We start from the raw sequence: 26176 nt of genomic DNA, 5'->3' as shown, positions 1-26176 counted from the left end.
GACGACGGTACGGACGGGGACGACGGTGCGGACGGGGAGGAGGGTGCGGACACAGGAGTGCTTTCGCGGCGAGGAGCGGAGGGCGCTGTCGGGCGCCGGAGAGGACGAGTGCCGCGGAGTCCGGCTCCGGGCAGCCTTGCAGGCTATACCCGGTCTCGCGGAGGTGTCCACCCGGGCCGGGGGACGCTGTCGCGGGATGGCGTCCTCGGCGGGTCGGCCCGCTTCCCGCACCGGGCCACCGCTCCCCGCCGTGTCAGCGCACGCGCACCGACAGGCAGGTCACGCAGCCCTCCAGCTTCTCGAACTCCGAGATGTCGACCGCGACGACGGTGTAGCCGAGCCCGCGGAGGAGCTCGGCGCTGCGGGGCGCCGAGGCCGCCATCAGCAGGGTGTCGTCGTCGAGCACGACGACGTGCGCGCCGGGCTCCTCCGGCATCGGCAGGAAGGAGGGGAAGAGCCGCGGCTCGTCGACGACGGGCTCCCAGCCGATGACCGTGCCGTCCGGCAGAGCCGTGACCGCGCTCTTGAGGTGCAGCGCTTTCGTGAGCGGCACCGCGACCACCGTCCATCCCAGCGGGCGGAGGATCGAGCGCAGCGCCGCGACTCCCTCGGCGTTCGTCCGCCCGCCGCGGCCCACGTACACGGTCCGGCCGATCTTCAGCACGTCCCCGCCGTCGAGGGTGGCGGGGGCCTCCAGGCGGTGCACGGTGAGGTCGAGGGCCCGCGCCGCCTCCTCGGCACCGGCGCTCTCGCCCCGGCGCGACTCGGCACCCGAGCGGGCGAGGACGGCGTGCGAGCCGAACACGACCACCGCGTCCTCGACGAAGACGGAGTCGGGGTGCTCCGGCGCGAACGCGGCCTGGACGATCTCCCACCCCGCGTCCTCGAGGGCGTCGACGTACTCCTCGTACTGCGCCTCGGCGGCCACCTGGTCGACCGGGACGCGCTCGAGGTGGGTGAGCTCTCCGTCGCCGAGGTTCGGGGTCGGCAGGCGGATGATCGCGATGCGGCGCGCGGGCGCCTCCCGCTCCTCGCGGGCGGGCGCCAGCGACAGGGCGATCCGGCGGCCGAGCGTGGCGGCCGCGACGGTGAACGCCACCAGGAAGAGGAGGTTCAGACCGCCCAGCGTCGCCAGGATCGACATCCAGACGGTCCCGTCGATCGGAGTCCCGCTCGCGGACGCCTGCACGAGCGTGCCGGAGAGAGCGCCGACCACTCCCGCGAGCAGTCCCGCGATCGCCGCGGTCCACCGCCGCGCGAGCAGTCCGGCGACCGCCAGGACCGCCAGCACCACGAAGGCCAGGACGGTCGAGAGCAGGAAGTAGGCGTTCACCTGCGGCAGCGACGAGGGCTGCAGCTGGTTGCCGACGAAGAACGCGAGCAGGTTCGCGCTGTGCGCCGCGATCGCCGTTGCCGCCGCCGCGGCGATCGCCGGCAGCACCCTCCGTCCGAGCGTGGGGGCGGTCACGGAGTCGGGCGTCGAGTCGGTAGGCACCCGCCGACCCTACGCGCTCTCCTCCGCCCCTCCCCGTCCGCCCCCTCGACACCTCTCAGGCGCGCCGCCGCGACTGCCGCACGAAGCACCGTCCTGCCCGAGCCTCACGACTGGGCGCGCGCCGGGCCCCCGCCCCCGCCCGAGCACCGCTTCACGACCAGTCACCCCCGCGTCCGCCGCCGACTGGACGCGAAACGCTCTCCACCCACCGACCTGCGCCCGGATCGCGACCACTCACTGCTCGACAGCGCCGTCCGCCGACGCAGCACTCGACACCCTCGAAGCCGAGGCGTTCAGGAACCCGGCGCCCTCGTGTCGAGGCACACGTCAGCTCGACGCCCGCAGGGCGAGAACACGACAACTCGACGCCCGCAGGGCGAGAACACGGAAACTCGACGCCCGCAGGGCGAGGCACACCCCGACTCCCGGCAGGCTCCGAGTCCTAGATGGGTCGATGCCCGAAGGGCGAGCCCGCTCAGCGGGAATCGCGTGCCAAGCGATTCCCACGGCGGGCGACGCTCCCCGCTCCCTGGAACGCACCCCGTCGCGAAGCCGACCGCGCCACGCCGCGCGAGGAGCGGCGTGGAGAAAAGCACCCACTGAGCGCGAAGCGCTCAGTGAAAGAAGTGCCGCTCCCCCGTCGTGTACATCGTGATCCCCGCGCGCTTCGCAGCGTCGATGACCTCGGCGTCGCGGACCGATCCGCCGGGCTGGACGACGGCCTTCACTCCGGCGGCGAGGAGGACCTCGAGGCCGTCGGCGAAGGGGAAGAAGGCGTCGGAGGCGGCGACGGAGCCGGGGGCGCGGTCGCCGGCGCGGGTGACGGCGAGGTGGCAGGAGTCGACGCGGTTGACCTGGCCCATGCCGACGCCGACGGAGGCGCCGCCCTTGGCGAGGAGGATCGCGTTGGACTTCACGGCGCGGCAGGCCTTCCAGGCGAACTCGAGGTCGAGGAGCGTGTCGGCGTCGGCGGGCTCGCCGGCGACGAGCTCCCAGCCGGAGCTGACCTCGCCGGGTCCGCCGGTGAAGCGGTCGGGCTCCTGGATGAGGACGCCGCCCGAGATCTGCTTGAACTCGGTCTCGACGGGGGCGTAGAAGGAGGGGAGCTGCAGCAGCCGCAGGTTCTTCTTGGTCTTGAGCACCTCGAGCGCTTCGGGCTCGAAGGCGGGGGCGACCAGCACCTCGGTGAAGATCTCCTTGACCGTCTCGGCCATCGCGAGGGTGACGGGGCGGTTTGCGGCGATGACGCCTCCGAAGGCCGACACCGGGTCGCACTCGTGGGCCCGGCGGTGCGCGGAGGCGATGGGGTCGATGGCCTTCGTGCTCGCGATCGCGATGCCGCAGGGGTTCGCGTGCTTGATGATCGCGACGGCGGGGAGCACGAAGTCGTAGGCCGCGCGGACGGCCGCGTCGGCGTCGACGAAGTTGTTGTACGACATCTCCTTGCCGTGCAGCTGCTCGGCCTGGGCGATGCCGGTGCCGTCGGGCGACACGTAGAGCGCGGCCTTCTGGTGCGAGTTCTCGCCGTAGCGGAGGACCTGCTTCAGGGTGCCGCGGATCTCGACGGCGCCGCCGAACTCCGATCCGTCGCCCTCCCGCCCGGCGAACCAGGCGGCGACGGCGGAGTCGTACGAGGCGGTGTGAGCGAAGGCGCGGGCCGCGAGGGTGCGGCGGGCGGCGAGGGTGGTGCCGCCGTCGGCCAGGGCGGCGACGACTCCGGAGTAGTCGGCCGGGTCGACGACGATCGCCACGTTCGCGTGGTTCTTCGCTGACGCGCGGACGAGCGCCGGCCCGCCGATGTCGATGTTCTCGACGACGGTCGCGGGGTCCGCTCCGCCGGCGACCGTCTCGCGGAACGGGTACAGGTTGACGACGACGAGCTCGAACGCGGCGATGTCGAGCTGCTCGAGCTGCTCGCGGTGCGAGGCGAGACGGAGGTCGGCGAGGATGCCGGCGTGCACGGCGGGGTGCAGCGTCTTCACGCGGCCGTCGAGCGACTCCGGGAAGCCGGTGACGGAGGAGACGTCGGTCACCTCGTGGCCCGCGTCGCGGATCGTCGCGGCCGTCGATCCGGTCGAGACGAGCTCGACACCGGAGGCGGCGAGCGCCGCCGCGAGCTCGAGGAGCCCGGTCTTGTCGCTGACCGAGATCAGCGCTCGGCGGACGGGGACGACGTCGCGGTCGTCGTAGCTGCTGGGGTCGTGGGCGGTGATGCTCATGCTCGGGCGAGCTCCTCGAGATCGACGGTTCCGTGGGCGATGTCGAGCACCGTCTGCACCAGCAGGCGACGCTCGATGGTCTTGATGCGCTCGTGCAGAGCGTGCTCGCTCTCGCCGGGGAGCACGGCGAGGCTCTCCTGGGCGATCACGGGGCCGGTGTCGACTCCGGTGTCGATCACGTGCACGGTGACCCCGGTCTCGGTCGCGCCGGCCGCGAGCGCGTCGCGCACGGCGTGGGCACCGGGGAACAGCGGGAGCAGGGCGGGGTGGGTGTTGATCATCCGCGGGCTGAGGGCGTCGACGACGACGGGAGGCAGGATCCGCATGAATCCCGCGCAGACCACGAGGTCGGGCTCCCACTCGCGGATGCTCGCGAGCAGCTCCTCGCCCCACGCGTCGCGGGAGGCGAAGGCGTGCGGGGTGACGGTGAAGGAGGGGACGTCGAACGCCTCCGCGTGCCGCAGCCCCTCGGCGTCGGTGTCGCTGCCGACGGCGACCACGCGCGCCGGGAAGCGGTCGTCCCGGGTCGCCTCCAGGAGGGCGCGGAGGTTGGAACCGCCGCCGGAGATCAGTACGACGAGCTTCAGCACTGCGCAAGTCTAGGGGGAGGCCTCCGCCCGGGACCACCGCGCTCAGTCGCGCGCGGGCCTGCCCGCGGCGAGGCCGAGCCCGGCGGCGAGGGCCAGTTCCAGTGCGGCGATCGCGCCGACGACGAGCGGATCCGGCCCCACGACCGCGAGCCGCCCCGGTCCGGCGGAGCCCGCCGCCGCCCAGGCGAGCAGCCCGAGGACGACGCCCCCGACCACCCCGGTGCCGGCCGCCGCGACCGCGCCCCAGCGCAGCAGGGAGCGGCCGTCGAGCGCCTCGATCAGCGGGCGGCGGACGCGCCATCCCGCGAGGAACCCGGCGAGGATCGGGACGAGGAGTCCGAGGAACCCGAACGGCAGGTCGCCCTGCGGCAGGGCTCCGAGGAACGGGATCGACGGTACGGGCCCGAGCAGGGTCCCGGCCGGTCCGACCGACGAGCCCGCGCCGAGTGCGAAGCCCGGCCCGATCAGCCAGCTCGCCGCCCAGATCACGAGGTCGGGCACGAAGGCCAGCTGCCCGAGCGTCAGCACGAGCCCGCCGAGCGCCTCCGAGCCCAGACCCTCGTAGAGCGCGACGACCGAGGTGTATCCGACGACGAGGAGCACGGCGACGAGCACCGCGGCAGCGCCGACGACGCCGGCCGCCGCCAGCGCTCCGGCTCGCAGCGATGTGAGCACGAGCGGCAGCGCGGGCTCCGGCAGCCGGGCCGCCGCGTCCGAGACCAGCTCGCCGAGGCGGTCCCTCTCGCCGCTGCGGGCGGAGTGGAGGACCGCTCCGATCGCGACGCCGAGACCGAACACGAGCGGCGGCAGGACGGCACCCTGCACGGGGGCGATCGTCGCCGACTCCGTGGCGGACCCGAGTGTCACCAGGAACGCGATGGCGAAGTAGGTCGCGATCGCCGCGGTGAACCCGATGAAGCGGAACGGCGACTCCTGCGCCCGTCGACCGGTGCGGGCGCCGAGGAGGATCGCGAGCAGCGCGAAGGCGAGGGGCGCGATCGTGACGGTGAAGGCGTCCGTGCCGCCGGGCAGCCCCAGAGCGAGCGCCGAGTCGGGGGCGAGGCTCGCCCGCAGGTCGGCACCGTGGCCCATCAGCCAGGCGTCGGCCGCGAGGCGCCAGAACACGGCCCAGTCGACGGCCGTGTCGTACTGCACCGCCCAGAGGACGGTGAGCGGGACGAGCGTGATCGCGATGCCCAGGAGAGCCGAGAGCGCGGCGTCGAAGGCGGCGAGGAGGGCGACGGTGATCCGGTTCATAGGCGCGACGAGCCTACCGGCGGGTCCGCGTCCGGTCGCGGCGCGGCGCGCGGCCTCCCGCCCTCCTGCCGCGCGCGCCGCCACGCCCTACTGTCGACTCGTGACGAGGACACCGGCGGAGCGGACCGAGCGCGGCCTGGACAGGCTCGTGAACTTCAGCGACGCCGTCACGGCGATCGCGATCACGTTCCTGGTGCTGCCGCTCGTCGACGTCGTCGAGGAGGGCGGGTACGACGACCTCGGCCCCCTGCTGGCGGACCACTCCGGCACGCTGGCGGCGTTCGTCGTGACCTTCGCGGTCATCGGACGCCTGTGGCTGGTGCAGCACGCCGTCTTCGAGGAGGTGCGCGCCTACTCCCCCGCGCTCGTCGCGGTGAACTTCGTCTGGCTCGCGGCGATCGTCCTCCTTCCGTTCGCGGCGAACCTGCTCTCGACCGTGTTCACCGACGATCCGTCCGTCTTCGCCCTCTACATCGGAGTGGTCATCGCGGCGAGCGCCGCCACCCTCGGCATGCGGCTGCTTCTGCGCCGGGACCCCGCGCTCGGTGCCGGAGCCCCGCAGCCGCTGTCCCGCCCGCTGATCGTCCTCGGGCTGCTCGGCGTCGCGCTCGTCCTCGCGGTGGCAGTGCCCGCGGTGAACATGCTCTGGCTGCTGCTGCTCCTGCTCCTGGAGCCGCTGGACCGATGGGCGAGGCGCAGGCGTCCTCGGGCCTCTGCCCGTCCCGTCCGCACCCCTCGGGGACTGGACCGCCTCGTCAACTTCTCGGACGCGACCGTCGCCATCGCCATCACCCTCCTGGTGCTGCCGCTCGTGCAGCTCGCTCCGGAGATCGCCGAGAGCGGAGGGGGCGTGGCGGCGCTCCTCGACGACCACCTCGACCAGGTGCTCGCGTTCGCCCTGTCGTTCGTCCTGATCGCCGTGTTCTGGATCCCCCACCACCGCGTCTTCGAGCGTGCCGACGACTACGACGGCCCGCTGGCCTGGCTCGATCTGCTCTGGCTCGCCGCCGTGGCGTTCTTCCCCTTCGCCACGGGCGTGATCGCGCTGCTCCCCGACTCCCGCGGGACGATCGGCCTCTACGTCGGGACCATGGTCGTGATGAGCGGCGCGCTCGTGCTGATCGAGAGGCACCTGGAGCGACGCCCGGAGCTGCTGCGGGAGGGCGTCGCCGGAGCGCCCCTGCGCCGGGCGCTCGTGCCGTTCGGTCTGCTGGTGCTCGCGTTCGCGCTCGCGATGGCGGCGCCCTCGCTCTGGTGGCTGCTGGTCCTGCTGCTGCAGCGGCCGGTGCAGGTCCTGCTCGAGCGGAGGCGTCCCGCCGGCTAGCGCTCGGGTGCCCAGCCCAGCTCGGGTGCGATCCGCTCGGCCACCGTCCGCAGGATCCGGCGGTGCGACTCCACCCCTCCCACCGCGGGGAGCGTCAGCGTCAGCGAGTCCGCCTCCGCGAGGGCCGGATCGGCGGCGAGCGACGCGACGATCTCCTCCGGCGAGCCGAGGTGCAGCGGGCTGAAGCGCATGGGAGCCGCGATGATCGAGCGGTCGGCCGTGCGCGGCGTGCCGTCGTCGTTCATCCGCGCGAGGTAGCCGTCGATGAAGGCGCGGTGGGCCCGCTCGTCGGCGGCGTCCAGGAGGGGCAGCACGATGCGGCCGGCGGTGACGCGCGAGGTCCGCTCGGGATGCGCGGCGCGGAACGCCTCGCGGTAGGCGCGGATCTGCACCGCCTGCTGCTCGGCGAACGGCAGACCGGTCTCCTCCGTGTTGAGGGTGGAGACCTGCAGGTGCATGCCCTGCTCGCCGGCGCGCACCGCGGAGGAGACGGTGCCGGCGCCGTACCAGATCCGGTCCGCGAGTCCCGGGGCGTGCGGATGCTGAATGAGCGGATCGCCGACCGGCACCGACATCAGCGCCGACTCCGCGATCCCGAGAACCTCGCCCGAGAGGGCCTCGCGCAGCCGGCGGATCCGCTCCTGAGCCTCGGCACGGAACTCGCCCTCGCCCTGCCCGAAGACCCCGTCGAAAACCGACGCGAGGTGCGCGAATCCGCTGCTCACCCCCAGATCGAGGCGGCCGCCCGACAGCAGGTCGACGGTCGCCGCGTCCTCGGCGAGGCGGATCGGCGCCTCGTAGCGCGCGCCGATGACGGCGGTGCCCAGGCGGAGGCGCCGCGTGCGCTGCGAGGCGGCCGCGAAGAAGGTCATCGGCGAGGCCAGGAAGCGCTCGAAGTGGCGCACCCGCACCCAGCCGGTGCCGTAGCCGAGCTCCTCGGCGAGCTCGAAGAGGGCGAGCCCGTCCTCCAGGCTGCGCGCGGCGTCGCCCGGCTGCTCGGGCCCCTCCGGATACGGGACGAAGGTGAGGAAGTCGAGGCCGAGTCTGCGGGTCACACCGCGACGGTACCCCGGAACGCGCGAACGGGCGGGATCGCTGCCGGAGCAGCGGATCCCGCCCGTTCGGACGCGCCAGTGGCTACAGCGACGCGTAGACCTCGCGCAGCAGCGCGGCGGTCTCGGACGGCGTCTTGCCGACCTTCACGCCCGCGGCCTCGAGGGCCTCCTTCTTGGCCTGCGCGGTGCCCGCGGAGCCCGAGACGATGGCGCCGGCGTGGCCCATCGTCTTGCCCTCGGGAGCCGTGAAGCCCGCCACGTAGCCGACGACCGGCTTGGTGACGTTCGCCTTGATGAAGTCGGCCGCGCGCTCCTCGGCGTCGCCGCCGATCTCGCCGATCATGACGATCGCCTTGGTCTCGGGGTCGGCCTCGAACGCGGCGAGCGCATCGATGTGCGTCGTGCCGATGATCGGGTCGCCGCCGATGCCGATGGCGGTCGAGAAGCCGAGGTCGCGCAGCTCGTACATCATCTGGTAGGTCAGGGTGCCCGACTTCGAGACGAGGCCGATGGGGCCCTTGCCCGTGATCGTCGCGGGGGTGATGCCCACGAGCGACTCGCCCGGCGTGATGATGCCGGGGCAGTTCGGGCCGATGATGCGGGTCTTGTTCCCCTTCTCCTGCGCGTACGCCCAGAACTCGGCCGAGTCCTGCACCGGGATGCCCTCGGTGATGACGACGAGGAGGCCGATCTCGGCGTCGATCGCCTCGATGACGGCGTCCTTCGAGAAGGCGGGCGGGACGAACGCGATGGAGACGTCGGCACCGGTGGCCTCGATGGCCTCCTTGACGGTGCCGAAGACGGGCAGCTCGACGTCGCCGTGGGTGACGGTCGTGCCGGCCTTGCGCGCGTTCACGCCGCCGACGATGTTGGTCCCGGCCTTGAGCATCAGCGCGGTGTGCTTGGTGCCCTCGCCGCCGGTGATGCCCTGGACGATGACCTTGGAGTCCTTGGTGAGGAAGATCGACATGCTTGTTCTCTGATTCCTTGAGTCGTCGGGTCCGTTACGCGGCGGCGAGTTCGGCGGCCTTGTCGGCGCCCTCGTCCATGGTCGCGGCGAGCGTGATGAGCGGGTTGGCGGCGGCCTGCAGGATCGCGCGGCCCTCCTCCACCTTGTTGCCGTCCAGGCGGACGACGAGCGGCTTGGTCGCGGTATCGCCGAGAATCTCGAGCGCCTGCAGGATGCCGTTGGCGACGGCGTCGCACGCGGTGATGCCGCCGAAGACGTTGACGAAGACGCTCTTGACCTGCTCGTCGCCGAGGATCACGTCGAGGCCGTTCGCCATGACCTGGGCGGACGCTCCGCCTCCGATGTCGAGGAAGTTGGCGGGCTTCACGCCGCCGTGGCGCTCGCCCGCGTAGGCGACCACGTCGAGGGTCGACATGACCAGGCCCGCGCCGTTGCCGATGATGCCGACCTCGCCGTCGAGCTTCACGTAGTTGAGGTCGTTCTCCTTGGCCTTCGCCTCGAGCGGGTCGGCGGCGTCCTTGTCCTCGAGCGCAGCGTGCTCGGGGTGGCGGAAGCCGGCGTTCTCGTCGAGCGAGACCTTGCCGTCGAGTGCGACGATGTCGCCCTCCTCGGTGAGGACGAGCGGGTTCACCTCGACGAGGGTCGCGTCCTCGCCGGTGTAGACGTCGTAGAGCTTCACGAGGACCGGGGCGACCTTGCCGATCAGCTCCTCGGGGAACTTCGCCGCGCGGGCGATCTCCTCGGCCTTGGCGAGGTCGATGCCCTGGCCGGCGACGACCTCGACGCGCGCGAGCGCCTCGGGACGCTCGACGGCGAGCTGCTCGATCTCCATGCCGCCCTCGTACGAGGTGAGCGAGAGGTAGGAGCGGTTGGCGCGGTCCAGCAGCACCGAGAAGTAGAACTCCTGGGCGATGCGGGCGCCACCGGCGACCATGACGCGCTTGACGACGTGGCCCTTGATGTCGAGGCCGAGGATCGACTTCGCGGCCTCCTCGGCGTCGTCGGCGGTCTTGGCGACCTTGACTCCGCCGGCCTTGCCGCGTCCGCCGATCTTCACCTGCGCCTTGACGACGGTCACGCCGCCGAGCTTCTCGGCCGCGGCGCGCACCTCCTCGGGCGTATCGGCGACGATGCCGGGGAGCACGGGGACGCCGTACTTCTCGAACAGATCACGGGCCTGGTATTCGAAGAGATCCACGCTGCATTCCCATTCCGCGCCGAGCGCGCTTGCGTTTCGAGTCCGATGCGGCCCGTCTGCGCCGGAGTCTCGGCACAGTCCTGGGCCGCGACAACTCTACTCCGCACGCCCTGAGCGCTTCCCGCGCCGCGTAGCGTGGTCGCATGCCCCTGCTCCGTCGCCGCTCCCGAGCGCAGCGCGACGTGTTCCGCGAGGGCGTCTTCCTGATCGCCGGCGCCCGCGCGATCCTGCTGCAGATCGCGCATCCCGCTGTCGGCGCGGGCGTGGCCCAGCACTCCGACTTCGTCCACCGGGCGCTGGGACGCCTGCACGGCACCCTCTCCTACCTCTACGCGCTGCACTACGGCTCCCCGGACGACGTCCGCGCGGTGCGCCGCCGGGTGAACCGCGCGCACGGCCCGGTCCGCGGCCCCGGGTACAGCGCCTTCGATCCGGAGCTGCAGCGCTGGGTCGCGGCGACCCTCACGCAGTCGATGCTGCAGCTGTACGAGGGCGCGTTCGGGCCGATGACCCGGGAGCAGGCGGACGATCTCGTCGACCGCTCGCGGGTGGTCGGCACCTCGCTGCAGATGGCGGACGCGGCCTGGCCGGCCGACCGGGCGGCGTTCGACGCCTACTGGGACGAGCAGGTGGAGCGCCTGCGCGTCACGCCGGATGCGCGCCGCGTCGCGCACGACCTCCTCGGTGGAGCGATCGCCGCGTGGTACCTCCGCCCGCTCGGCCCGTACCTGCGGCTGATCACCGCGGGGCTCCTCCCGCCGGCGCTGCGGGAAGCGTTCGGCTTCCGCTGGAGCGAGCGGCAGCAGCGGCGCTTCGACCGGGCGCTCGGCATGACCTTCGCCGTCTACCGTCGGCTCCCGGCGGTCGTGCGGACGTCGCCGAGTCGCTTCTACCTGGCGCAGGTGCGCCGCGAGTCCTCTCTCTAGAACCCTGCCGTGATGCTCCAGCCCGCATAGGCGGCGAGCTCGAGACCCAGTGCCTGCGCGGCGGCCCGCGCCTCCTCGACGCCCCGCTCGTCGCGCACGTCGACGGCGATCGGCACGCTGTCGCCGAAGCCCGCGACCGAGACCCGGGCGCTCGTCGGCCCGCTGTAGAGGGGGACGTGCGCATCCGCGGTGCGCGCTCCGATCACCCGCGACCCGGTCGCCTCCGCGATGACCGCGAGGGCGAACGGAGCCGTCGCGATCGCATCCGTGTACAGGGTCGCCTCGCCTCGCATGCCACGACCCTACGGCGCCCCTCGGATCCGGCTCCAGCACTCCCGCCGAGGCCTGCGGTGGAGGAGAATGCGGCTCGGAGCAGCACTCGATGAGGAGGCGCAGCATGGACGCGGTCGTGGTCGGAGTCAGCGGATCGGATCGGAGCACGGACGCCCTGCGCTGGGCGCTCGACTACGCGCGGGGCCATCGGCTGCCCGCGGAGCTCGTGGGCGTCGTCGAGCCGGCGCGCGGCCGGATCGCCGAGGCGGCCGCCGAGCAGCGCCGCGCGGCGGGTGCGGTGCTGGAGGAGGCGCGGGCCCTCGCCGAGCGGGAGTACGCCGGGGTCCCCGTACGGGTGAGGCTGCTCGACGGCGATCCCGTGCACGTGCTCGCCGACGCCGCGCCCGCCGGCGCCCTGCTGGTGCTGGGCGCGCATCCGCTCTCCCGGCGCGGACTCTCGGTGGCCGCGCCGGTCGCCGTCCGGGTCGCCGCCGCATCGCGGTCGGCGGTGGCGCTCATCCCCGGACCCGCCTCGACGGGGCGCAGCGGAGTCGCGGTCGGCGTCGACGGATCCGAGGTCTCGCTTGAGGCGATCAGGCTCGCGGCGAAGGAGGCCGACCGGCTCGGCGAGCCCCTGCTCGCCCTCCACGCCTGGCAGCTGCCCGGAGCGTGGGCCGACTCGGTGCCGGTCGAGCGCCGCGTCATCGACGCGATCGAGGAGGACGAGGACCTCGTGCTCGCGGAGTCCCTCGTCGGCCTCGGCGAGAGCTGCCCCGACCTCGAGATCCGGCACCTGCTCGTGCGCGGCAACCCCGTCGAGAAGCTGAGCGAGGTCGCCGCGGAGGCGCGGCTGCTGGTCGTCGGCAGCCACGGACGCGGCGCGTTCCTGCGGCTGCTGCTCGGCTCCGTCAGTCACAGCCTCGCGCTGACCGTGCCGGGTCCCCTCGTGATCCTCCGCCACCGCGCACTGACGCGCTGAGCATCCGGTGGGATCCCTTGAACGGGGCACGCGCCGGTCCTACGGTGAACCACCCGGCATCCGCCGCGGCTGTCGACGACGACGGGAGCACCCATGAGCATCGCCGAACCACGACCTGCGGAGGCTCCCGCGGCCCCGCCCGCCCCGACCGGCTTCGGCACCCTCTCGGTCGCCGCGATCCTCGCGGAGGCGGCGCGACGGACGCCGACCACGATCGCGATCCGCGTGGGTCCGCTCGCCGTCGACTACGCCACGCTCTGGGACCAGACCCGGGCCTACGCCGGAGCCCTGCGCGCCCACGGGATCGGTCCCGGCGATCGCGTCGCGCTGCTCGTGCCGAACGTGCCCGATTTTCCGCGAGGCTACTTCGCCGTCCTCGCGCTCGGGGCGGTGGTCGTGCCGGTGCACGCCCTCCTCAAGCACGACGAGATCGCGTACGTGCTCCGCGACTCCGGCGCCTCCGCGCTGATCTGCGCTGCACCGCTCCTGCCCGAGGGGGCGGCCGGGGCCGCTCTCGTCGACGTCCCCGTGCTCAGCGTGATGGTGCCGGACGGCACCGGGTGGCCGTTCCCTCGTCTCGAGGACCTCGCCGCCGAGGCCGCTCCGATCGACGGATACGTCCCGCGCGAGCCCTCCGACACCGCGACGATCCTCTACACGAGCGGCACGACGGGCCGTCCGAAGGGAGCGGAGGGGACGCACTTCGCGATCGTGTCGCAGTCGGACGTGCTGCTGATGAACACCTTCGACCTGCACCGCGGGGACGTCGTCCTCGGCGCGCTGCCCCTGTTCCACACCTTCGGGCAGGTCTGCGCGATGAACACGGCCTTCCGCACGGCGGCGACGGTGGTGCTGGTGCCGAAGTTCGACGGCGACGCCGCTCTCGAGGCGATGATCGCGCACGAGTGCACGGTGTTCGAGGGCGTTCCGACCATGTACGTGGCGCTGCTCGACGCCGCGACCAGACGGCCGGATCGCCCGCCGCTGCGCTACGCGGTCTCCGGAGGAGCATCGCTGCCGCTCGCGATCATCGAGCGGTTCCGCGAGGTGTTCGGGGTCGAGATCTACGAGGGCTACGGGCTCACCGAGACCTCCCCCGTCGCCACCTTCAACCACGTGGGGGTCCCGCCGCGCGCCGGCACCGTCGGCACTCCGATCTGGGGCGTCGAGGTCGAGGTCGCCCGACCCGAGGTGACCGATCGGATCGAGCTGCTCCCCCGCGGCGAGCTCGGCGAGATCGTCGTGCGCGGCCACAACCTGATGAAGGGCTACCTCGGCAACGCGGCGGCGAGCGCCGAGGCCGTCGTCGACGGCTGGTTCCGCACCGGCGATCTCGGCACGAAGGACGACGAGGACTACGTGCGGATCCTGGACCGCACGAAGGACATGATCATCCGCAACGGCTACAACGTGTACCCGCGCGAGGTGGAGGAGGTGCTGATCGGCCACCCCTCCGTCGCCAATGCGGCGGTCTTCGGAGTCGCGGACGAGATGCACGGGCAGGAGATCGTCGCCGCCGTGGTCCTCGCCCCGTCGGCCGAGGTCGGCGCCGACGAGCTGATCGCCTTCGCGAACGAGCACCTCGCCGCCTTCAAGTTCCCCCGCCGCATCGAGTTCGTCGACGCCCTGCCGCTGGGCCCGAGCGGGAAGGTGCTCAAGCGCGAACTGGTCGCCCGCTACTCCTGACCGTCCCTCCGAGATACCACTCCGGTACGCGCCTCGCGGCGTGTCTCGTACCGGAGTGGCATCTCGTGGCGGCGAGCCGTCAGCCGAGCAGCGACCAGACCACGGAGGCGAGCACCGCGCCGGTCGCCGCGCCCGCCGCGACCTGCGCCGGAGTGTGCGCGCCGAGCCGCACGCGCGACCAGCCGGTCCAGAGCAGGACGGGCACCGATACGAGCAGCGACCACGGTCCGTAGGCGATCAGCACCACGACGGCGCAGGTCGCGACGACCGCGGCGTGGCCGGACAGCTTCCACGCGAGGTTGACCACTCCGACCGCCACGACGACCGCGACGGTGACGAGGCCGAAGGTCGTCACCGCGGCGGGAGCCCCGAGTGCCGCGAGCAGCACGAGGCCGACCACGATCGACACGAGCGCCAGGGCGATCGGCAGAGCGCGCTCGCGTCGCTCCGGGACGTGGTGGTCGCCCGTGATCCGCCCGGCGCGCAGCAGCAGCCGGATCGCGAGGTACGGCAGGACGCCGACGAACAGCGCCGCGAGTGCGCCCCATCCCACTCCCACGAGGGGCGGATCCGCGACCCGCGCCCCGACCGCGATCGGCACGACGACCGCGAGCACCGCCGGCGAGAACGCCTCGGTCGCGAACCGCGCCGCGGCGTCGCTCCGAGACCGGCGTCCGACCCGCGGCCTCACGACGCCGCGCGCCTCACAGCTTCTCGATCGGAGCGACCTTGATCAGCAGCTTCTTCGCGCCGACCTGGTCGAACAGCACGTGCGCGACGCGCTTGGTGCCCTCGCCGGTGACCGCGTTCACGCGGCCCTCGCCGAAGTCGGTGTGCCGGATGCGGTCGCCCGCGATCAGCTCGAGGTCGCCGTTGTCGCGGACCATGCCCGTGATGCGGTTGGGGAACTCGGCCTTGGCCTTCGGCGCCGCGGCGAGCGCCTCGCGGAACTCGGAGTTCGAGCGGGAGCGGCCGAAGCCGGGGCGCTGCGCGTTCAGGGCCCGCGGCTGGGTGCCTCCGCGCGACGTCGCCGCGCCGGGCGACTGCCGCCACTCGATCAGCTCCCCGGGGATCTCCTGGAGGAAGCGGCTCGGCATCGCGACCGACGTCTCGCCGTACTGCGCGCGCGTCATCGCCAGCGAGAGGTAGAGCCGCTTGCGCGCGCGGGTGATGCCGACGTAGAACAGCCGCCGCTCCTCGGCCGGACCGCCGGGCTCGTTCGCCGAGATGCGGTGCGGGAGGAGGTCCTCCTCGATCCCGGTGAGGAACACGGCGTCGTACTCGAGGCCCTTCGCGGTGTGCAGCGTCATCAGCGAGACGGTGCCCGAGTCGTCCTCGAGGTCGTCCGCCGCGGCGACGAGCGACACCTCGGTGAGGAAGTCGACCAGGCCGCCGTCGGGGTTGTTGCGCGCGAACTCCTTGGTCACGGCGATGAGCTCGTCGACGTTCTCGGCGCGCGCCTCGTCCTGCGGATCGCGGCTCGCCCGCAGCATGTCGAGGTAGCCGCTGCGCGTCAGGAGCGCCGTGAGCACCTCGTGCACCTTCGCCTCGCCCTCGGGGCGGCCGGGGTCGAGCATCATGGCGCACTCGTCGAGCAGCGTCGCCAGATCGACGATCGCCTTCGTGACCTTCGGACCCATGCCGAGCGACCCGGCGTTGCGCATCGATTCGCGGAGGGTCACTCCGTTGGTGTCGGCGAACGACTGCAGCTGCGCCTCCGTCGCCGGGCCGATGCCGCGCTTGGGGGTGTTCATGATCCGCCGCAGCGCCAGCACGTCGGCGGGGTTGGCGACGGTGATGAGGTAGGCGAGCGCGTCCTTGATCTCGGCGCGCTCGTAGAACTTGGTGCCGCCCAGGATCCGGTAGGGCAGGGCCGAGCGGATGAAGATCTCCTCCAGCGCACGGGTCTGAGCGTTGGTGCGGTAGAACACGGCGATCTCGTCGTACCCCGTGCCGGCCGCGTGCAGCCGGGCGATCTCGTCGACGACGAACTGGGCCTCATCGTGTCCGGAGTAGCCCGTGTAGCCGATGATCTTCTCGCCGTCGCCGCTGGAGGACCAGAGGTTCTTCGCGCGGCGGTCGAAGTTGTTCGAGATCACGGCGTTGGCGGCCGAGAGGATGTTCTGGGTCGAGCGGTAGTTCTGCTCGAGCAGGATCACCCGGCAGCCGGGGAAGTCGCGCTCGAACTCGACGATGTTGCGGATGTCGGCGCCGCGGAACGCGTAGATCGACTGGTCGGAGTCGCCGACGACCGTGAGGGAGGCGCCGGGGATCGACCCGTCGGCCGTGACCGGGCCGCGGTACGGACGGTCGAACTGCGCCGCGTCGATCGTCGCCCGCGGCACCGGGCGGGTCAGCTCGTGGATCAGCGAGTACTGCGCGTGGTTGGTGTCCTGGTACTCGTCGACCAGCACGTGGCGGAAACGCCGCTGGTACTTGGCCGCGACGTGCGGGAAGGCCCGGAAGAGGTAGACCGTCTGCGCGATGAGGTCGTCGAAGTCGAACGCGTTCGCGCTCTCGAGCGCCCGCGAGTAGGCGCGGAAGACCTGGAGGAACATCTCCTCGTTGGGGTCGCTCATGTTCGCGGTGCGCGCGTAGGAGTCGACATCGGCGAGCTCGTTCTTGAGCTTCGAGATCTTCGACGAGGCGCTGGCGACCGTGATGCCGAGCGAGTCGGCCTCGAGGTCCTTCACGATCCGCTTGAGCAGTGCGCGCTGATCGCCGGAGTCGTAGATGGTGAACGACTTCGTCATGCCGAAGTTCTCGGCCTCGCGCCGCAGGATCCGCACGCACGCGGAGTGGAAGGTCGAGATCCACATCCCCTCGGCGCTCTGCCCGACGAGCTTCTCGACGCGCTCGCGCATCTCGGCCGCCGCCTTGTTGGTGAACGTGATCGCGAGGATCTGGCTCGGCCAGGCCTCGCCGTTGCCGAGGAGGCTCGCGATGCGACGGGTCAGCACGCTGGTCTTGCCGGAGCCCGCGCCCGCGACGATCAGCAGCGCGTCGCCGCGGTACTCGACAGCCTCGCGCTGCTGCGGATTGAGTCCCGCGACGAGCTGCTCGTGCGCCGGATCGCTGAAGGAGGCGCCGTCGCGGCCGGGTGCGGCGAGGACGACCGGGGTGGCTCGGGAATCGCTCGGATCGAAGAGGAAGCTCATGTCCCTCCGAGTGTAGATCGACCCTCCGACACCCGGGGCCGGGTCAGACCGCCCGGGGGCGGGCCGTCGACGCCGTCAGCGAACCACCCACGTCCAGCCCGCGCCAGGCGAGCGAGAAGCCCACGAGGGCGATCGTCGAGGTCGACACCGCGAGCAGCTGCTGCAGCGCGAACGCGGTGAGGTCCTTCGTGTCGTCGGGGTAGTACTGGATGCCCTGCACGGCGAGTCCGGCGAGGACCACCACCACGACCGCCGAGCAGACAAGCAGCAGCCGGTTCACCCCGCGGCGCGTGCTGCGGCGCGGAGCCCGGCCGAGCTGCGCCCGCGTCGAGAGCCAGGCGCAGGCGAGCGAGGCGGAGGCGAGCGCCACGAGGTCGGCACCCAGCACGTCGCTCGCGCGGTGCCAGGACGCCGCCATGGTGAGGTTGCCGACCAGGATCACGACCGCGCCTCCCAGCAGCAGCACGACCGTGCGCCCGCGCGCCGGCAGCACCATCGCCAACGCGAAGACGACCGAGACCGCGGCCGCCGTGTGCCCACTCGGGAAGCTCCCGCCGGTGTACCAGGCGTCCGTCTCGACGAGGAGCGGCCGCTCGAGGACGATGTTCTTCAGCAGCTGGGTGAGCCCGGCGGTCAGCACGATCGAGCCGACGGAGGCGATCGCCAGGGCGGGGCGCCGGCGGATCAGCGCGATCGACGCGGCCAGGAGTGCTCCGGCGATCATCGACACCGGAGTGACGTCGGCCAGCGCGCCGGCGGCCGCGCCGGTCGCCCGTCCGAAGACGAGGTCCGCCCCGCGGAGCCCGGAGTTCTCGGCCGCCTGGCCCTGCGGCGTGAGCACGGCGATCCAGTAGACGAGCGCGACCCCGAGGGCGGCGAGCACGGCGGAGGTGAGCCAGCGGCGGGTGATGCGGGCGCGGGTGGACACGGGGCTCCTCCTCTCGACACGGGGCGATCGGCGGGGGTCGACCACCGGGCTCCGATGATGGCAGTCGACGCTCCCCGTTCCCTCCATCCTCGCCGCGAGGCTCCGGATCAGGCTCCGGCGGCCACGATCTCGAGCGCCAGGTCGGGGTGGTCGGCGAAGACGCCGTCCAGGCCCGTCGCCAGGATCATCCGGAACTCGTCCTGCCATGCGCCGAACGCGGCCGGGTCCTTGCCGCGCCGGTGCGCCTTCTCGAGGAACCGGTTCTCCGGCCGGAGGGTCCAGCAGTAGACCTCGAGGCCGACGGCGTGCGCGTGGGCGACCAGGTCGTTCGGCCCGACCGCGCGCCCGGCCGAGTCGCGCGCGAAGAGCATCCGCTTGTCGACGCTCACCCCGTCGACGGTGCCGGAGAGACCCCGCAGGCCCGCCGGGGTGACGAAGTCGGCGTAGGGGGTCGCGTGCGCACCGTGCGCGGCCACGAGGTCGGGAGCGGTGCCGGCGGCCTCGATCAGGTACACCCGCTTCGCGCCGACGCCCCGGACGGCGAGACGCTCGAGCACCGTCTTCTCGAAGCTCTCGATAGTCAGGCGCGGATCCCGCGGCCCCCAGCCGGCGGCGGCGAGCTCCTGCTCCAGCAGCACGTCCAGCGGCAGGCCGATCGAGTCGAAGTAGTCGGCGTGCTTGATCTCGGCGACGAGGCCGGGAGGCGCGCCGGCCGCGTCCTCGCCCGCCCGGTCGAGCAGAGCGAGCAGGTCCGAGAAGCGCAGGAGCGGGAACTGGCCGTCGAAGGTGGCGCTGGACGGACGGACGGCGGGCACCCGCTCCCGCGCCCGCAGCTCGGAGAGCTCGGCCCAGGTGAAGTCCTCGGTGAACCAGCCGGTGACGTCCTTCCCCTCGAGGCGCTTCGTGGTGCGCCGGTCGGCGAACTCCGGACGGCGCTCGATGTCGGTGGTGCCCGAGATCTCGTTCTCGTGGCGCAGGACGAGCACTCCGTCCCGGGTGGCGACCAGGTCCGGCTCCACGGCGTCGGCTCCCAGGGCGATAGCGAGGTCGTAGGCGGAGCGGGTGTGCTCGGGGCGGTACCCGCTCGCCCCTCGGTGGCCGATGACGAGCGGTCGGAGTCGGTCGGACATGCCGCGATCCTACGGGCGAGGACTCGGTCTCCTCGTGGGGAATAGCCAGACTCTGAGAGCTGTTCTCAGATACTGTGGAACACATCGTCGGAGTCCTCTCGGAGGACCCGGCGGCACCACAGCATCCCGACCACACCGCGACTCAGCTCCGTTGATCCACCGGACACCAGCGCACCTGAGAGAAGAGGAACCATGGCAAGCAGCAATCCGGCCTTCGGGCGTCCGGAGTTCAGCAACCGCGGCTACGCCGGCCGCGTGCAGGACCTCCCCGACGTCTCGTCCGACACGCTCGACCAGATGTACAACCGTCCGGCCGCGAGCTCGCTCGAGACCGACCGGATGACCGTCGAGGACACCCTCGCGAAGACGGCGCTCGCGTTCGTCGTGCTCCTGGCGGGCGCGGCCGTGGGCTGGTTCGTGCCGGGGCTCATCCTCCCCGCCGTCCTCATCGCGCTGGTCCTGGGCATCGTCAACGCCTTCAAGAAGGTGCCGAGCCCCGCTCTGATCCTCGGCTACGCCCTCACCCAGGGTGTCGCGGTCGGCGGGATCTCACGCTTCTTCGAGACCGCCTACGAAGGAGCGGTCGTCCAGGCCCTCCTCGCGACCGTCATCGTGATCGGCGTCACCCTGGCGCTGTTCATGAACGGCAAGATCCGCACCTCGCCGAAGCTGAACAAGATCTTCTTCATCGGCATGATCAGCTACGCGGTCTTCTCGCTCGTGAACCTGGGCCTCGGCCTCTTCGGCGTCGGCGGCGGCTTCGGTCTGCGCACCGGCTTCATCGGCATCGTGATCGGCCTGATCGCCATCGCCCTGGCGACCTACTCGCTCGTGATGGACTTCGAGTTCATCCAGCAGGGCGTGCGCAACCGCGCCCCGCGCATCTACGGCTGGACGGGCGCCTACGGCGTCCTCGTCACCGTCGTCTGGATGTACCTCGAGATCCTGCGACTCGTCGCGATCTTCCGCGAGTAGTCACTGCACCACGTCCGCGCGGGCGCTCGACCTCCGGGTCGGGCGCCCGTCGTCGTTCCGGCGCCGTGCCAGGCGCGCCTGGCACCATGGAGTCGTGACCGCCTCCTCCCCCGCCCGGATCGTCGGCCTCGACGTCGCCCGGGGGCTCGCCGTCCTCGGCATGTTCGCGGCGCACCTCGCCCCCACCGGCCGCGAGATGCCCTGGGACGGGCGCAGCTCCGTCCTGTTCGCCGTCCTCGCGGGCGTCTCGATCGGACTCATGACGGGCGGCGCGGGGAGGTCGACGCGACCCTGGCTCGACACGGCGTCGATCCTGCTGCGCGGTCTCTACCTCCTCGCGATCGGCGTCGCCCTCACCTTCCTCGGGACGCCGATCGCGGTGATCCTGTCGCACTACGGGCTGATGTTCTTCGTCGCCGCGCTGCTGCTGTTCCTCCCGAGAGCGGTCCTGGCCGTGCTCGTCGCGGTCTTCGCGGTCGCCGGGCCGATCGTCGTCGACGAGCTCGTGCTCCGGAGCACACCGTGGCTGGCGCTCCTCCCGCCCGATGAGGCGCTGATCGCGCGGCAGCCCCTCACCTGGCTCACGCAGTACTACCCGGTGCCGTCCTGGCTCGCCTACGTGGTCCTCGGCCTCCTCGTCGCCCGCTGCGACGTCCGCTCGGCGACCACGCAGCGCTGGCTCGTGATCGGCGGTGCCGCGTCGGCCCTGATCGGCTACGGCGGAGGACTGATGCTCGGTGGACCCGAGACGGTGGAGGCCCACGCGAGCACCACGGCCGAGCTGCTCGGCGCCGGCGGAGTCGCCGCGATCGCGATCGGCTTCCTGACCGCGCTGGGGCAGCGCTCGGGCACCTTCCGCCGTCTCGCGGCTCCGCTCGAGGCCGTCGGAGCGATGCCCCTGACGATCTACTCGCTGCAGATCGTCCTCCTCGCCCTCTACCTCATCCCCTTCGAGCCGTTCGACTTCGACGCGTGGCGCGGCTGGGACATCCTGCTGTACTTCGCCCTCGGCTCGATCGCCTTCGCGATGCTCTGGCGCCAGTACATCGGCCAGGGTCCGCTCGAGTGGCTCCTGGCGCGGGCCTCGCTGCGCCCGACCAGCCGGTCCCGTGTCCGGGCGCTGGGCTAGGGTGGCCCGATGATCACCCGACGCGAGGCCGCCCAGCGTCTCGACATCCCCGTCGAGATGGCGGCCCGCCACGGCCTCGCCGCCCGCCTCTCGGAGGAGGAGTTCGCGGCCCTGGAGCAGGAGCCGCCGCCGTGGCTGGTCCAGTCCCGTGAGAACCGCACGGGCAAGCGCCCGGTCTGGGTGACCCTCGACTGCACCGTCTGCGGTCGCTCCGAGGCCGCCCGCCCCAAGAAGTGGTGGCCCGACTTCACCTTCCTCGTCTGCGAGGATCACTCCCCCGACGAGTGGCCGCACCACCCCGACGGTCACCGCCGCGACGAGTACGACGGCATCGGCACCCGCTTCGTCGGCGTCGTCGACAGCCCCGCCTGACCCCGCCCGGAAACGCCGAACGGGCCCCCTGAGGAGCCCGTCCGGTCACAGCGACGCGTGAGGCGTCACTCCCATTCGATGGTTCCCGGCGGCTTCGACGTGACGTCGAGCACGACGCGGTTGACTCCGGCGACCTCGTTGGTGATGCGGTTCGAGATGCGCGCCAGCAGGTCGTACGGCAGGCGCGTCCAGTCGGCGGTCATCGCATCCTCGGAGGAGACGGGGCGCAGGACGATCGGGTGGCCGTAGGTGCGGCCGTCGCCCTGGACGCCGACCGAGCGGACGTCGGCGAGCAGCACGACCGGGCACTGCCAGATCTCGGAGTCGAGGCCGGCGGCGGTCAGCTCGGCGCGGACGATGGCGTCGGCCTCCTGGAGCAGGTCGAGCCGCTCCTGGGTGACCTCGCCGACGATGCGGATGCCGAGGCCGGGGCCGGGGAACGGCTGACGGCCGACGATGACCTCGGGCAGGCCGAGCTCGCGGCCGATGGCGCGGACCTCGTCCTTGAAGAGGGTGCGCAGCGGCTCGACCAGCGTGAACTGGAGGTCCTCCGGCAGTCCGCCGACGTTGTGGTGCGACTTGATGTTCGCGGTGCCCGTACCGCCGCCCGACTCGACCACGTCGGGGTAGAGCGTGCCCTGCACGAGGAAGTCGATCGACGCACCCTCGCCCTGCGCCTCGAGGACGAGCGCCTCGGCGGCCGCCTCGAAGGTGCGGATGAACTCGCGCCCGATGATCTTGCGCTTCTGCTCCGGGTCGCTGACGCCGGCGAGCGCGTCGAGGAACTGCTCGCGCGCGTCGACCGTCACCAGGCGGACGCCCGTCGCGGCGACGTAGTCCTCCTCGACCTGGCGGCGCTCGTCCTTGCGCAGGAGTCCGTGGTCGACGAAGACGCAGGTCAGCTGATCGCCCACCGCGCGGTGCACGATCGCCGCGGCGACGGCCGAGTCCACGCCTCCGGAGAGGCCGCAGATGACGCGGCCCGAGCCGACCTGCTCGCGGATGAGGGCGACCTGGTCCTCGATGACGTTCGAGGAGTTCCAGTCGTTCGGGATCCCGGCCGCGCGGTGCAGGAAGTTCTCGATGACGGCCTGGCCGTGGGTCGAGTGCTTCACCTCGGGGTGCCACTGCACGCCGTAGAGGCGGCGCGCGTCGCTCCCGAAGGCGGCGACGGGGGTGGAGGTGGTCGAGGCGAGGACGTCGAAGCCCTCGGGCGCCTTCGCGACCGAGTCGCCGTGGCTCATCCAGACCGTCTGGTCGGCCGGCTGCTCGCCGAGGAGCACGCCGCCGTCGGTCGAGATCGCGGCGTCGGTCGCTCCGTACTCGCGGAGCCCGGTGTTCGCGACCTCTCCGCCGAGCGCCTTGGCCATCACCTGGAAGCCGTAGCAGATGCCCAGCACCGGCACTCCGAGATCGAAGATCGCGGGGTCGAGCTGCGGGGCGCCCTCCTCGTACACGCTGGACGGGCCGCCCGAGAGGATGATGCCGACCGGTGACTTCGCGGCGATCTCGGCCGCGGTGACGTTCGACGGCACGATCTCGGAGTAGACGTTCGCCTCGCGGACGCGGCGCGCGATCAGCTGCGCGTACTGCGCGCCGAAGTCGACGACGAGCACCGGCTGGGAGGCCAGCTGCGGGGTCGGAGGGGCGCTGGGCTGCTCGCTAATGGGGGGCCTCCACGGAGTCGGTCGGGGCTTTCGGATCGACGCCGGCGGTGCGGCGCGCGAGGTACTGCTCGACCTCGCGCGCGATGCGCCCCTCGACGAAGAAGGAGAGGGTGGGGATCACGCCGCCGAGCGCGATGAGCACGAAGCGGCTGAAGGGCCAGCGCATCAGGCTCCACAGGCGGAAGTCGGCGAAGAGGTAGACGACGTAGAACCAGCCGTGCGCGATCAGGATGCCGGTCGAGAGGTTCGCTCCCGTGCCGCTGGACTCGTACTCACCGCCCGGGACCTCGTACATCGGCGCGAGGTTGAGCACGCCCTGCTGCCCGAAGGCGAAGAGCTCGAGGTGGAACACGTACTTCAGCAGCATCTCGGCGCACAGCAGCAGGAGCATCACGCCCGTGATGATCGAGGTCACCTGGTAGAAGCGCAGAGCGCTCCGGATCGCAGGGAACTGCGCGGGCTTGGGCTCGAGGGGCATGGGGTCCAGTTTACGGTGCGGCGGAGGGGGCGGGGGCGCGGGCCGACTGCTCCGCGTCGAGCGCCTCCTCGACCTCGCGCTCCCAGGCGTCGCGGACGAGGCGGTACCAGAGGTAGAGCGCGAAGCCGGCGAAGACGACCCACTCGATCGCGTAGAACACGTTGAGCCAGTTCAGCGAGAGGTCCTGCTGGCGGGCGGGCGAGTCGATGGCCTCGAGGCCTTCGAGCGGCTCGTCCACGACGATGTAGCCCTGGTAGACGTCGGCCGGAGGGTCGGGCCAGCGGTTGATCAGCGCGGGGATCGAGAGCGCGGTGAGGGTCTGCGGATCCACATCCTCCTCCGGCGCCTCGGCCGCCTCGTTGGCGACCAGCCGGCCCGTGTAGGACGCCGGAGGCACGTCCTCGCCGGAGTTCAGGCGCTCGGCGACCGCGCGCGCCTCGCCCTCGTCGGCCGTCCAGCCGTAGGCGACGACGAGGTCGGCGGTGCTCGTGCGGGTCCGGGCGAAGACCCACCAGCCGGGCTCGCCGGCGTTCAGGCGCCCGCCGATCACCTCGGCGCCGCCGGGGACGAGCGCCGACGCGGCCTCGACCCGCTGGCCGTCGGCCGTCGCCGTGACGGGGGCGGAGGGAGCGGCTGCGGCGTCGAGCGGGACGATCGTCTCCGACGCGCCTCCGTCGGGCTCGGCGGCGTCGATCGCGCGACCGACCTGCCACTGGCCGAGGGCGGCGAAGAGACCGGCGATCACGAGGGCGAGCACCAGCGCGCCGATCCAGCGCGGGCGCCGGGCGAACTGCCAGACGGTGCTCTGCGTCATGCGCTCCTCGTTCGTGCGGGGTCACGGCAGCCCAGCGGGGCCGCCGGTGGACCCGACGAGCCTAACCGGTGAGCGTGGGAGCTCCCCGGGATCAGTAGTCGGGCTCGACGGGTCGGCGCGGGCGCCGGTCCTCCGCGCCGTCCGACTGCTGCATCGCCTGATCGATCAGCGCCTGGCGCATCGGGTCGGGGAACTCGTCGTCGAGCTCGTCGTGCTCGGGCTCCCGCCGGGGCGGGGCGTCGACGGACTCGGGGTCGGTCCGCGCGGGTTCCGTCCGCGTCGGCCCGGTCCGGGTCGCCTCCGGAGTATCGGCCATCGCCGCCTCGACCAGCGCGAACTCCTCCTCCTCGAGCGCACCGCGCTTCGCCGGCGCTCGGGACGGCCGGCGGCGCCGCTCCGACAGGAACTGCCCGATGCTCTCGGACCGCGACGCCAGGATCGGACCGACGATCGCCATGATCAGCACGTACAGACCCGCGAACGGCTGGATCCGGTCGTCGAGCCCGGCCGACAGCGAGAGGGTCGCGAGGATCAGCGCGAACTCGCCGCGGTTGTGCAGGATGAACGCCGCATTCAGTCCCGCCCGCGGCCCGAGCTTGTTGAGCCAGGCCACGAACTGGCCCGCTCCGAGGTTGAGGACGATGGTCATGACGGCCGCCGCGAGGACGGGGAGGACCACCTCCGGGAACGCGCTCGGGTCCAGGCCCAGGCCGAAGTTCACGAAGAAGAAGGCCCCGAACACGTCGCGGAGCGGGATGGCGATGTGCTCGACCCGGGCGCGGTAGCGGGTGGCGCCGATCACGAGGCCGATGAGGAACGCGCCGATCGCGTCCGTCACTCCGAGGACCTCGCCGATGCCGCCGAACAGCAGCGCCAGACCGAAGAACAGGATCGTGAAGAGCTCGTCGTCGCGGGTGCGGAACAGGCGGGACACCACGCGGCCGCCCCAGCGAGCGATCGAGAACATGACGACCAGGAACGCGAACGCGATGAGCAGCTTCAGGATCACGGGCCACGGCTCGGTCTCGCCCGAGAGCACCACCGAGACGATGGCCAGGTAGATCGCGATGAAGATGTCCTCGACCACGGTGACCCCGAGGATCATCGGAGTCTCGGGGTTGGCCAGGCGCTTCAGCTCGATCAGGAGCTTGGTCACGATCGCGCTCGAGCTCGTCGCCGTGATGCCGGCGACGATGAGCGCCTCCTGGCTCCCCCAGCCCAGCAGGAAGCCGAAGCCCAGGCCCACGGCCATGTTCACGCCGATGTAGCTGCCGCCCGACAGGATCAGGCGCCCGGCGTTGCCGAAGAACTCGTCCTGATCGAACTCCAGGCCCAGGTTGAACAGCAGCAGGATCAGGCCGAAGACGGCCGTCAGCTCGATGTAGGTGGACTCGAAATCGAGGGGGAACCAGTGGAAGTTCGGGCTCGCGAGGAGCCCCACGACCATGTAGATGGGGATCGCCGGGAGGCCGATCGTCCGGCCGAGACGGCCGAGCACGTAGGCGACGACGAACAGGATCCCGAGGACGATGAGGTCTTCACCGTGGTGCATC

The 26176-nt window shown here is 72.1% G+C and carries 23 protein-coding genes; 7 read left to right on the top strand and 16 right to left on the bottom strand.

Features of this window, described 5'->3' with window-relative positions:
- Positions 1 to 253: 253 nt before the first annotated feature.
- The 4 genes from ddaH to C1I63_RS09805 form a co-directional block, all read right to left on the bottom strand.
- Entirely contained in the window at positions 254 to 1495 is a 1242-nt protein-coding gene (gene ddaH, locus C1I63_RS20285; RefSeq protein ID WP_280523116.1) for a dimethylargininase, read from the bottom strand.
- A 614-nt stretch (positions 1496 to 2109) separates the two neighbouring features.
- Positions 2110 to 3714, bottom strand: coding sequence for a bifunctional phosphoribosylaminoimidazolecarboxamide formyltransferase/IMP cyclohydrolase (purH, locus tag C1I63_RS09815; RefSeq protein WP_107574652.1), 1605 nt, complete (start codon positions 3712 to 3714; stop codon positions 2110 to 2112).
- On the bottom strand, positions 3711 to 4304 hold the full coding sequence (gene purN, locus C1I63_RS09810; RefSeq protein WP_055787518.1) for a phosphoribosylglycinamide formyltransferase: 594 nt from the start codon (positions 4302 to 4304) through the stop codon (positions 3711 to 3713). Before purN ends, purH begins: the two co-directional genes overlap by 4 nt.
- A gap of 42 nt (positions 4305 to 4346) precedes the next feature.
- The gene (locus tag C1I63_RS09805; protein ID WP_107574651.1) at positions 4347 to 5561 is read right to left on the bottom strand and encodes a cell division protein PerM; all 1215 of its coding nucleotides are present in this window, start codon (positions 5559 to 5561) and stop codon (positions 4347 to 4349) included.
- A gap of 100 nt (positions 5562 to 5661) precedes the next feature.
- On the opposite strand from C1I63_RS09805, the gene C1I63_RS09800 reads away from it, so the two are divergent.
- Complete coding sequence (locus tag C1I63_RS09800) at positions 5662 to 6885, top strand: TMEM175 family protein (protein WP_211315606.1); 1224 nt, start codon at positions 5662 to 5664, stop codon at positions 6883 to 6885.
- On the opposite strand, the gene C1I63_RS09795 is transcribed toward C1I63_RS09800, so the two are convergent.
- The 3 genes from C1I63_RS09795 to sucC form a co-directional block, all read right to left on the bottom strand.
- Entirely contained in the window at positions 6882 to 7940 is a 1059-nt protein-coding gene (locus C1I63_RS09795; protein WP_170116363.1) for an LLM class flavin-dependent oxidoreductase, read from the bottom strand. The genes C1I63_RS09800 and C1I63_RS09795 overlap by 4 nt on opposite strands.
- 82 nt (positions 7941 to 8022) lie before the next feature.
- Positions 8023 to 8910 (bottom strand): succinate--CoA ligase subunit alpha, encoded by an 888-nt coding sequence (sucD, locus tag C1I63_RS09790; RefSeq protein WP_055787509.1) that lies wholly within the window; start codon positions 8908 to 8910, stop codon positions 8023 to 8025.
- A 34-nt stretch (positions 8911 to 8944) separates the two neighbouring features.
- Positions 8945 to 10108, bottom strand: coding sequence for an ADP-forming succinate--CoA ligase subunit beta (gene sucC, locus C1I63_RS09785; RefSeq protein ID WP_055787504.1), 1164 nt, complete (start codon positions 10106 to 10108; stop codon positions 8945 to 8947).
- Between the two features lie 143 nt (positions 10109 to 10251).
- Here sucC and C1I63_RS09780 point away from each other — a divergent pair, with 143 nt between their 5' ends.
- Positions 10252 to 11034: an oxygenase MpaB family protein gene (locus C1I63_RS09780; RefSeq protein ID WP_107574648.1), complete on the top strand. Its 783-nt coding sequence runs from the start codon at positions 10252 to 10254 to the stop codon at positions 11032 to 11034.
- On the opposite strand, the gene C1I63_RS19755 is transcribed toward C1I63_RS09780, so the two are convergent.
- On the bottom strand, positions 11031 to 11327 hold the full coding sequence (locus C1I63_RS19755) for a Rossmann-fold NAD(P)-binding domain-containing protein (protein ID WP_055787498.1): 297 nt from the start codon (positions 11325 to 11327) through the stop codon (positions 11031 to 11033). The genes C1I63_RS09780 and C1I63_RS19755 overlap by 4 nt on opposite strands.
- Positions 11328 to 11431: 104 nt before the next feature.
- Between C1I63_RS19755 and C1I63_RS09770 the strand changes: the two genes are divergently transcribed.
- A complete protein-coding gene (locus C1I63_RS09770) occupies positions 11432 to 12286 on the top strand; it encodes a universal stress protein (RefSeq protein ID WP_170116362.1) in 855 nt (284 codons plus the stop codon).
- A gap of 93 nt (positions 12287 to 12379) precedes the next feature.
- The gene (locus C1I63_RS09765; RefSeq protein WP_107574646.1) at positions 12380 to 13972 is read left to right on the top strand and encodes a long-chain-fatty-acid--CoA ligase; all 1593 of its coding nucleotides are present in this window, start codon (positions 12380 to 12382) and stop codon (positions 13970 to 13972) included.
- Positions 13973 to 14051: 79 nt separating this feature from the next.
- Here C1I63_RS09765 and C1I63_RS19750 read toward each other — a convergent pair whose 3' ends face one another.
- The 4 genes from C1I63_RS19750 to C1I63_RS09745 form a co-directional block, all read right to left on the bottom strand.
- A complete protein-coding gene (locus C1I63_RS19750) occupies positions 14052 to 14663 on the bottom strand; it encodes a phosphatase PAP2 family protein (RefSeq protein WP_107574645.1) in 612 nt (203 codons plus the stop codon).
- 13 nt (positions 14664 to 14676) lie between these two features.
- Positions 14677 to 17130 (bottom strand): ATP-dependent helicase, encoded by a 2454-nt coding sequence (locus C1I63_RS09755; protein WP_055787487.1) that lies wholly within the window; start codon positions 17128 to 17130, stop codon positions 14677 to 14679.
- Between the two features lie 43 nt (positions 17131 to 17173).
- The gene (locus C1I63_RS09750; protein ID WP_107574644.1) at positions 17174 to 18058 is read right to left on the bottom strand and encodes a phosphatase PAP2 family protein; all 885 of its coding nucleotides are present in this window, start codon (positions 18056 to 18058) and stop codon (positions 17174 to 17176) included.
- Between the two features lie 107 nt (positions 18059 to 18165).
- Positions 18166 to 19188 carry a glycerophosphodiester phosphodiesterase family protein gene (locus C1I63_RS09745; protein WP_055787481.1) on the bottom strand — a complete coding sequence of 341 codons (1023 nt, stop codon included), beginning with the start codon at positions 19186 to 19188 and terminating at the stop codon, positions 18166 to 18168.
- A gap of 192 nt (positions 19189 to 19380) precedes the next feature.
- On the opposite strand from C1I63_RS09745, the gene C1I63_RS09740 reads away from it, so the two are divergent.
- The 3 genes from C1I63_RS09740 (at position 19381) to C1I63_RS09730 (ending at position 21664) form a co-directional block, all read left to right on the top strand.
- A complete protein-coding gene (locus tag C1I63_RS09740; RefSeq protein ID WP_107574643.1) occupies positions 19381 to 20163 on the top strand; it encodes a Bax inhibitor-1/YccA family protein in 783 nt (260 codons plus the stop codon).
- A gap of 94 nt (positions 20164 to 20257) precedes the next feature.
- Entirely contained in the window at positions 20258 to 21292 is a 1035-nt protein-coding gene (locus C1I63_RS09735) for a DUF418 domain-containing protein (protein WP_107574642.1), read from the top strand.
- Positions 21293 to 21301: 9 nt separating this feature from the next.
- A complete protein-coding gene (locus C1I63_RS09730; protein WP_107574641.1) occupies positions 21302 to 21664 on the top strand; it encodes a hypothetical protein in 363 nt (120 codons plus the stop codon).
- A gap of 65 nt (positions 21665 to 21729) precedes the next feature.
- On the opposite strand, the gene guaA is transcribed toward C1I63_RS09730, so the two are convergent.
- The 4 genes from guaA to C1I63_RS09710 form a co-directional block, all read right to left on the bottom strand.
- Positions 21730 to 23331, bottom strand: a complete 1602-nt coding sequence (gene guaA, locus C1I63_RS09725; protein ID WP_443721668.1) for a glutamine-hydrolyzing GMP synthase — start codon at positions 23329 to 23331, stop codon at positions 21730 to 21732.
- The gene (locus C1I63_RS09720; protein WP_107574639.1) at positions 23327 to 23809 is read right to left on the bottom strand and encodes a DUF3817 domain-containing protein; all 483 of its coding nucleotides are present in this window, start codon (positions 23807 to 23809) and stop codon (positions 23327 to 23329) included. Before C1I63_RS09720 ends, guaA begins: the two co-directional genes overlap by 5 nt.
- 10 nt (positions 23810 to 23819) lie before the next feature.
- Positions 23820 to 24623: an SURF1 family cytochrome oxidase biogenesis protein gene (locus C1I63_RS09715; RefSeq protein WP_107574638.1), complete on the bottom strand. Its 804-nt coding sequence runs from the start codon at positions 24621 to 24623 to the stop codon at positions 23820 to 23822.
- Between the two features lie 91 nt (positions 24624 to 24714).
- Positions 24715 to 26175 carry a cation:proton antiporter gene (locus tag C1I63_RS09710; protein WP_107574637.1) on the bottom strand — a complete coding sequence of 487 codons (1461 nt, stop codon included), beginning with the start codon at positions 26173 to 26175 and terminating at the stop codon, positions 24715 to 24717.
- Between the last annotated feature and the right edge of the window lies 1 nt (position 26176).

The sequence above is a fragment of the Rathayibacter caricis DSM 15933 genome (assembly GCF_003044275.1).
Taxonomy (GTDB): domain Bacteria; phylum Actinomycetota; class Actinomycetes; order Actinomycetales; family Microbacteriaceae; genus Rathayibacter; species Rathayibacter caricis.
This window is presented reverse-complemented; position numbering and strand designations above follow the sequence as displayed.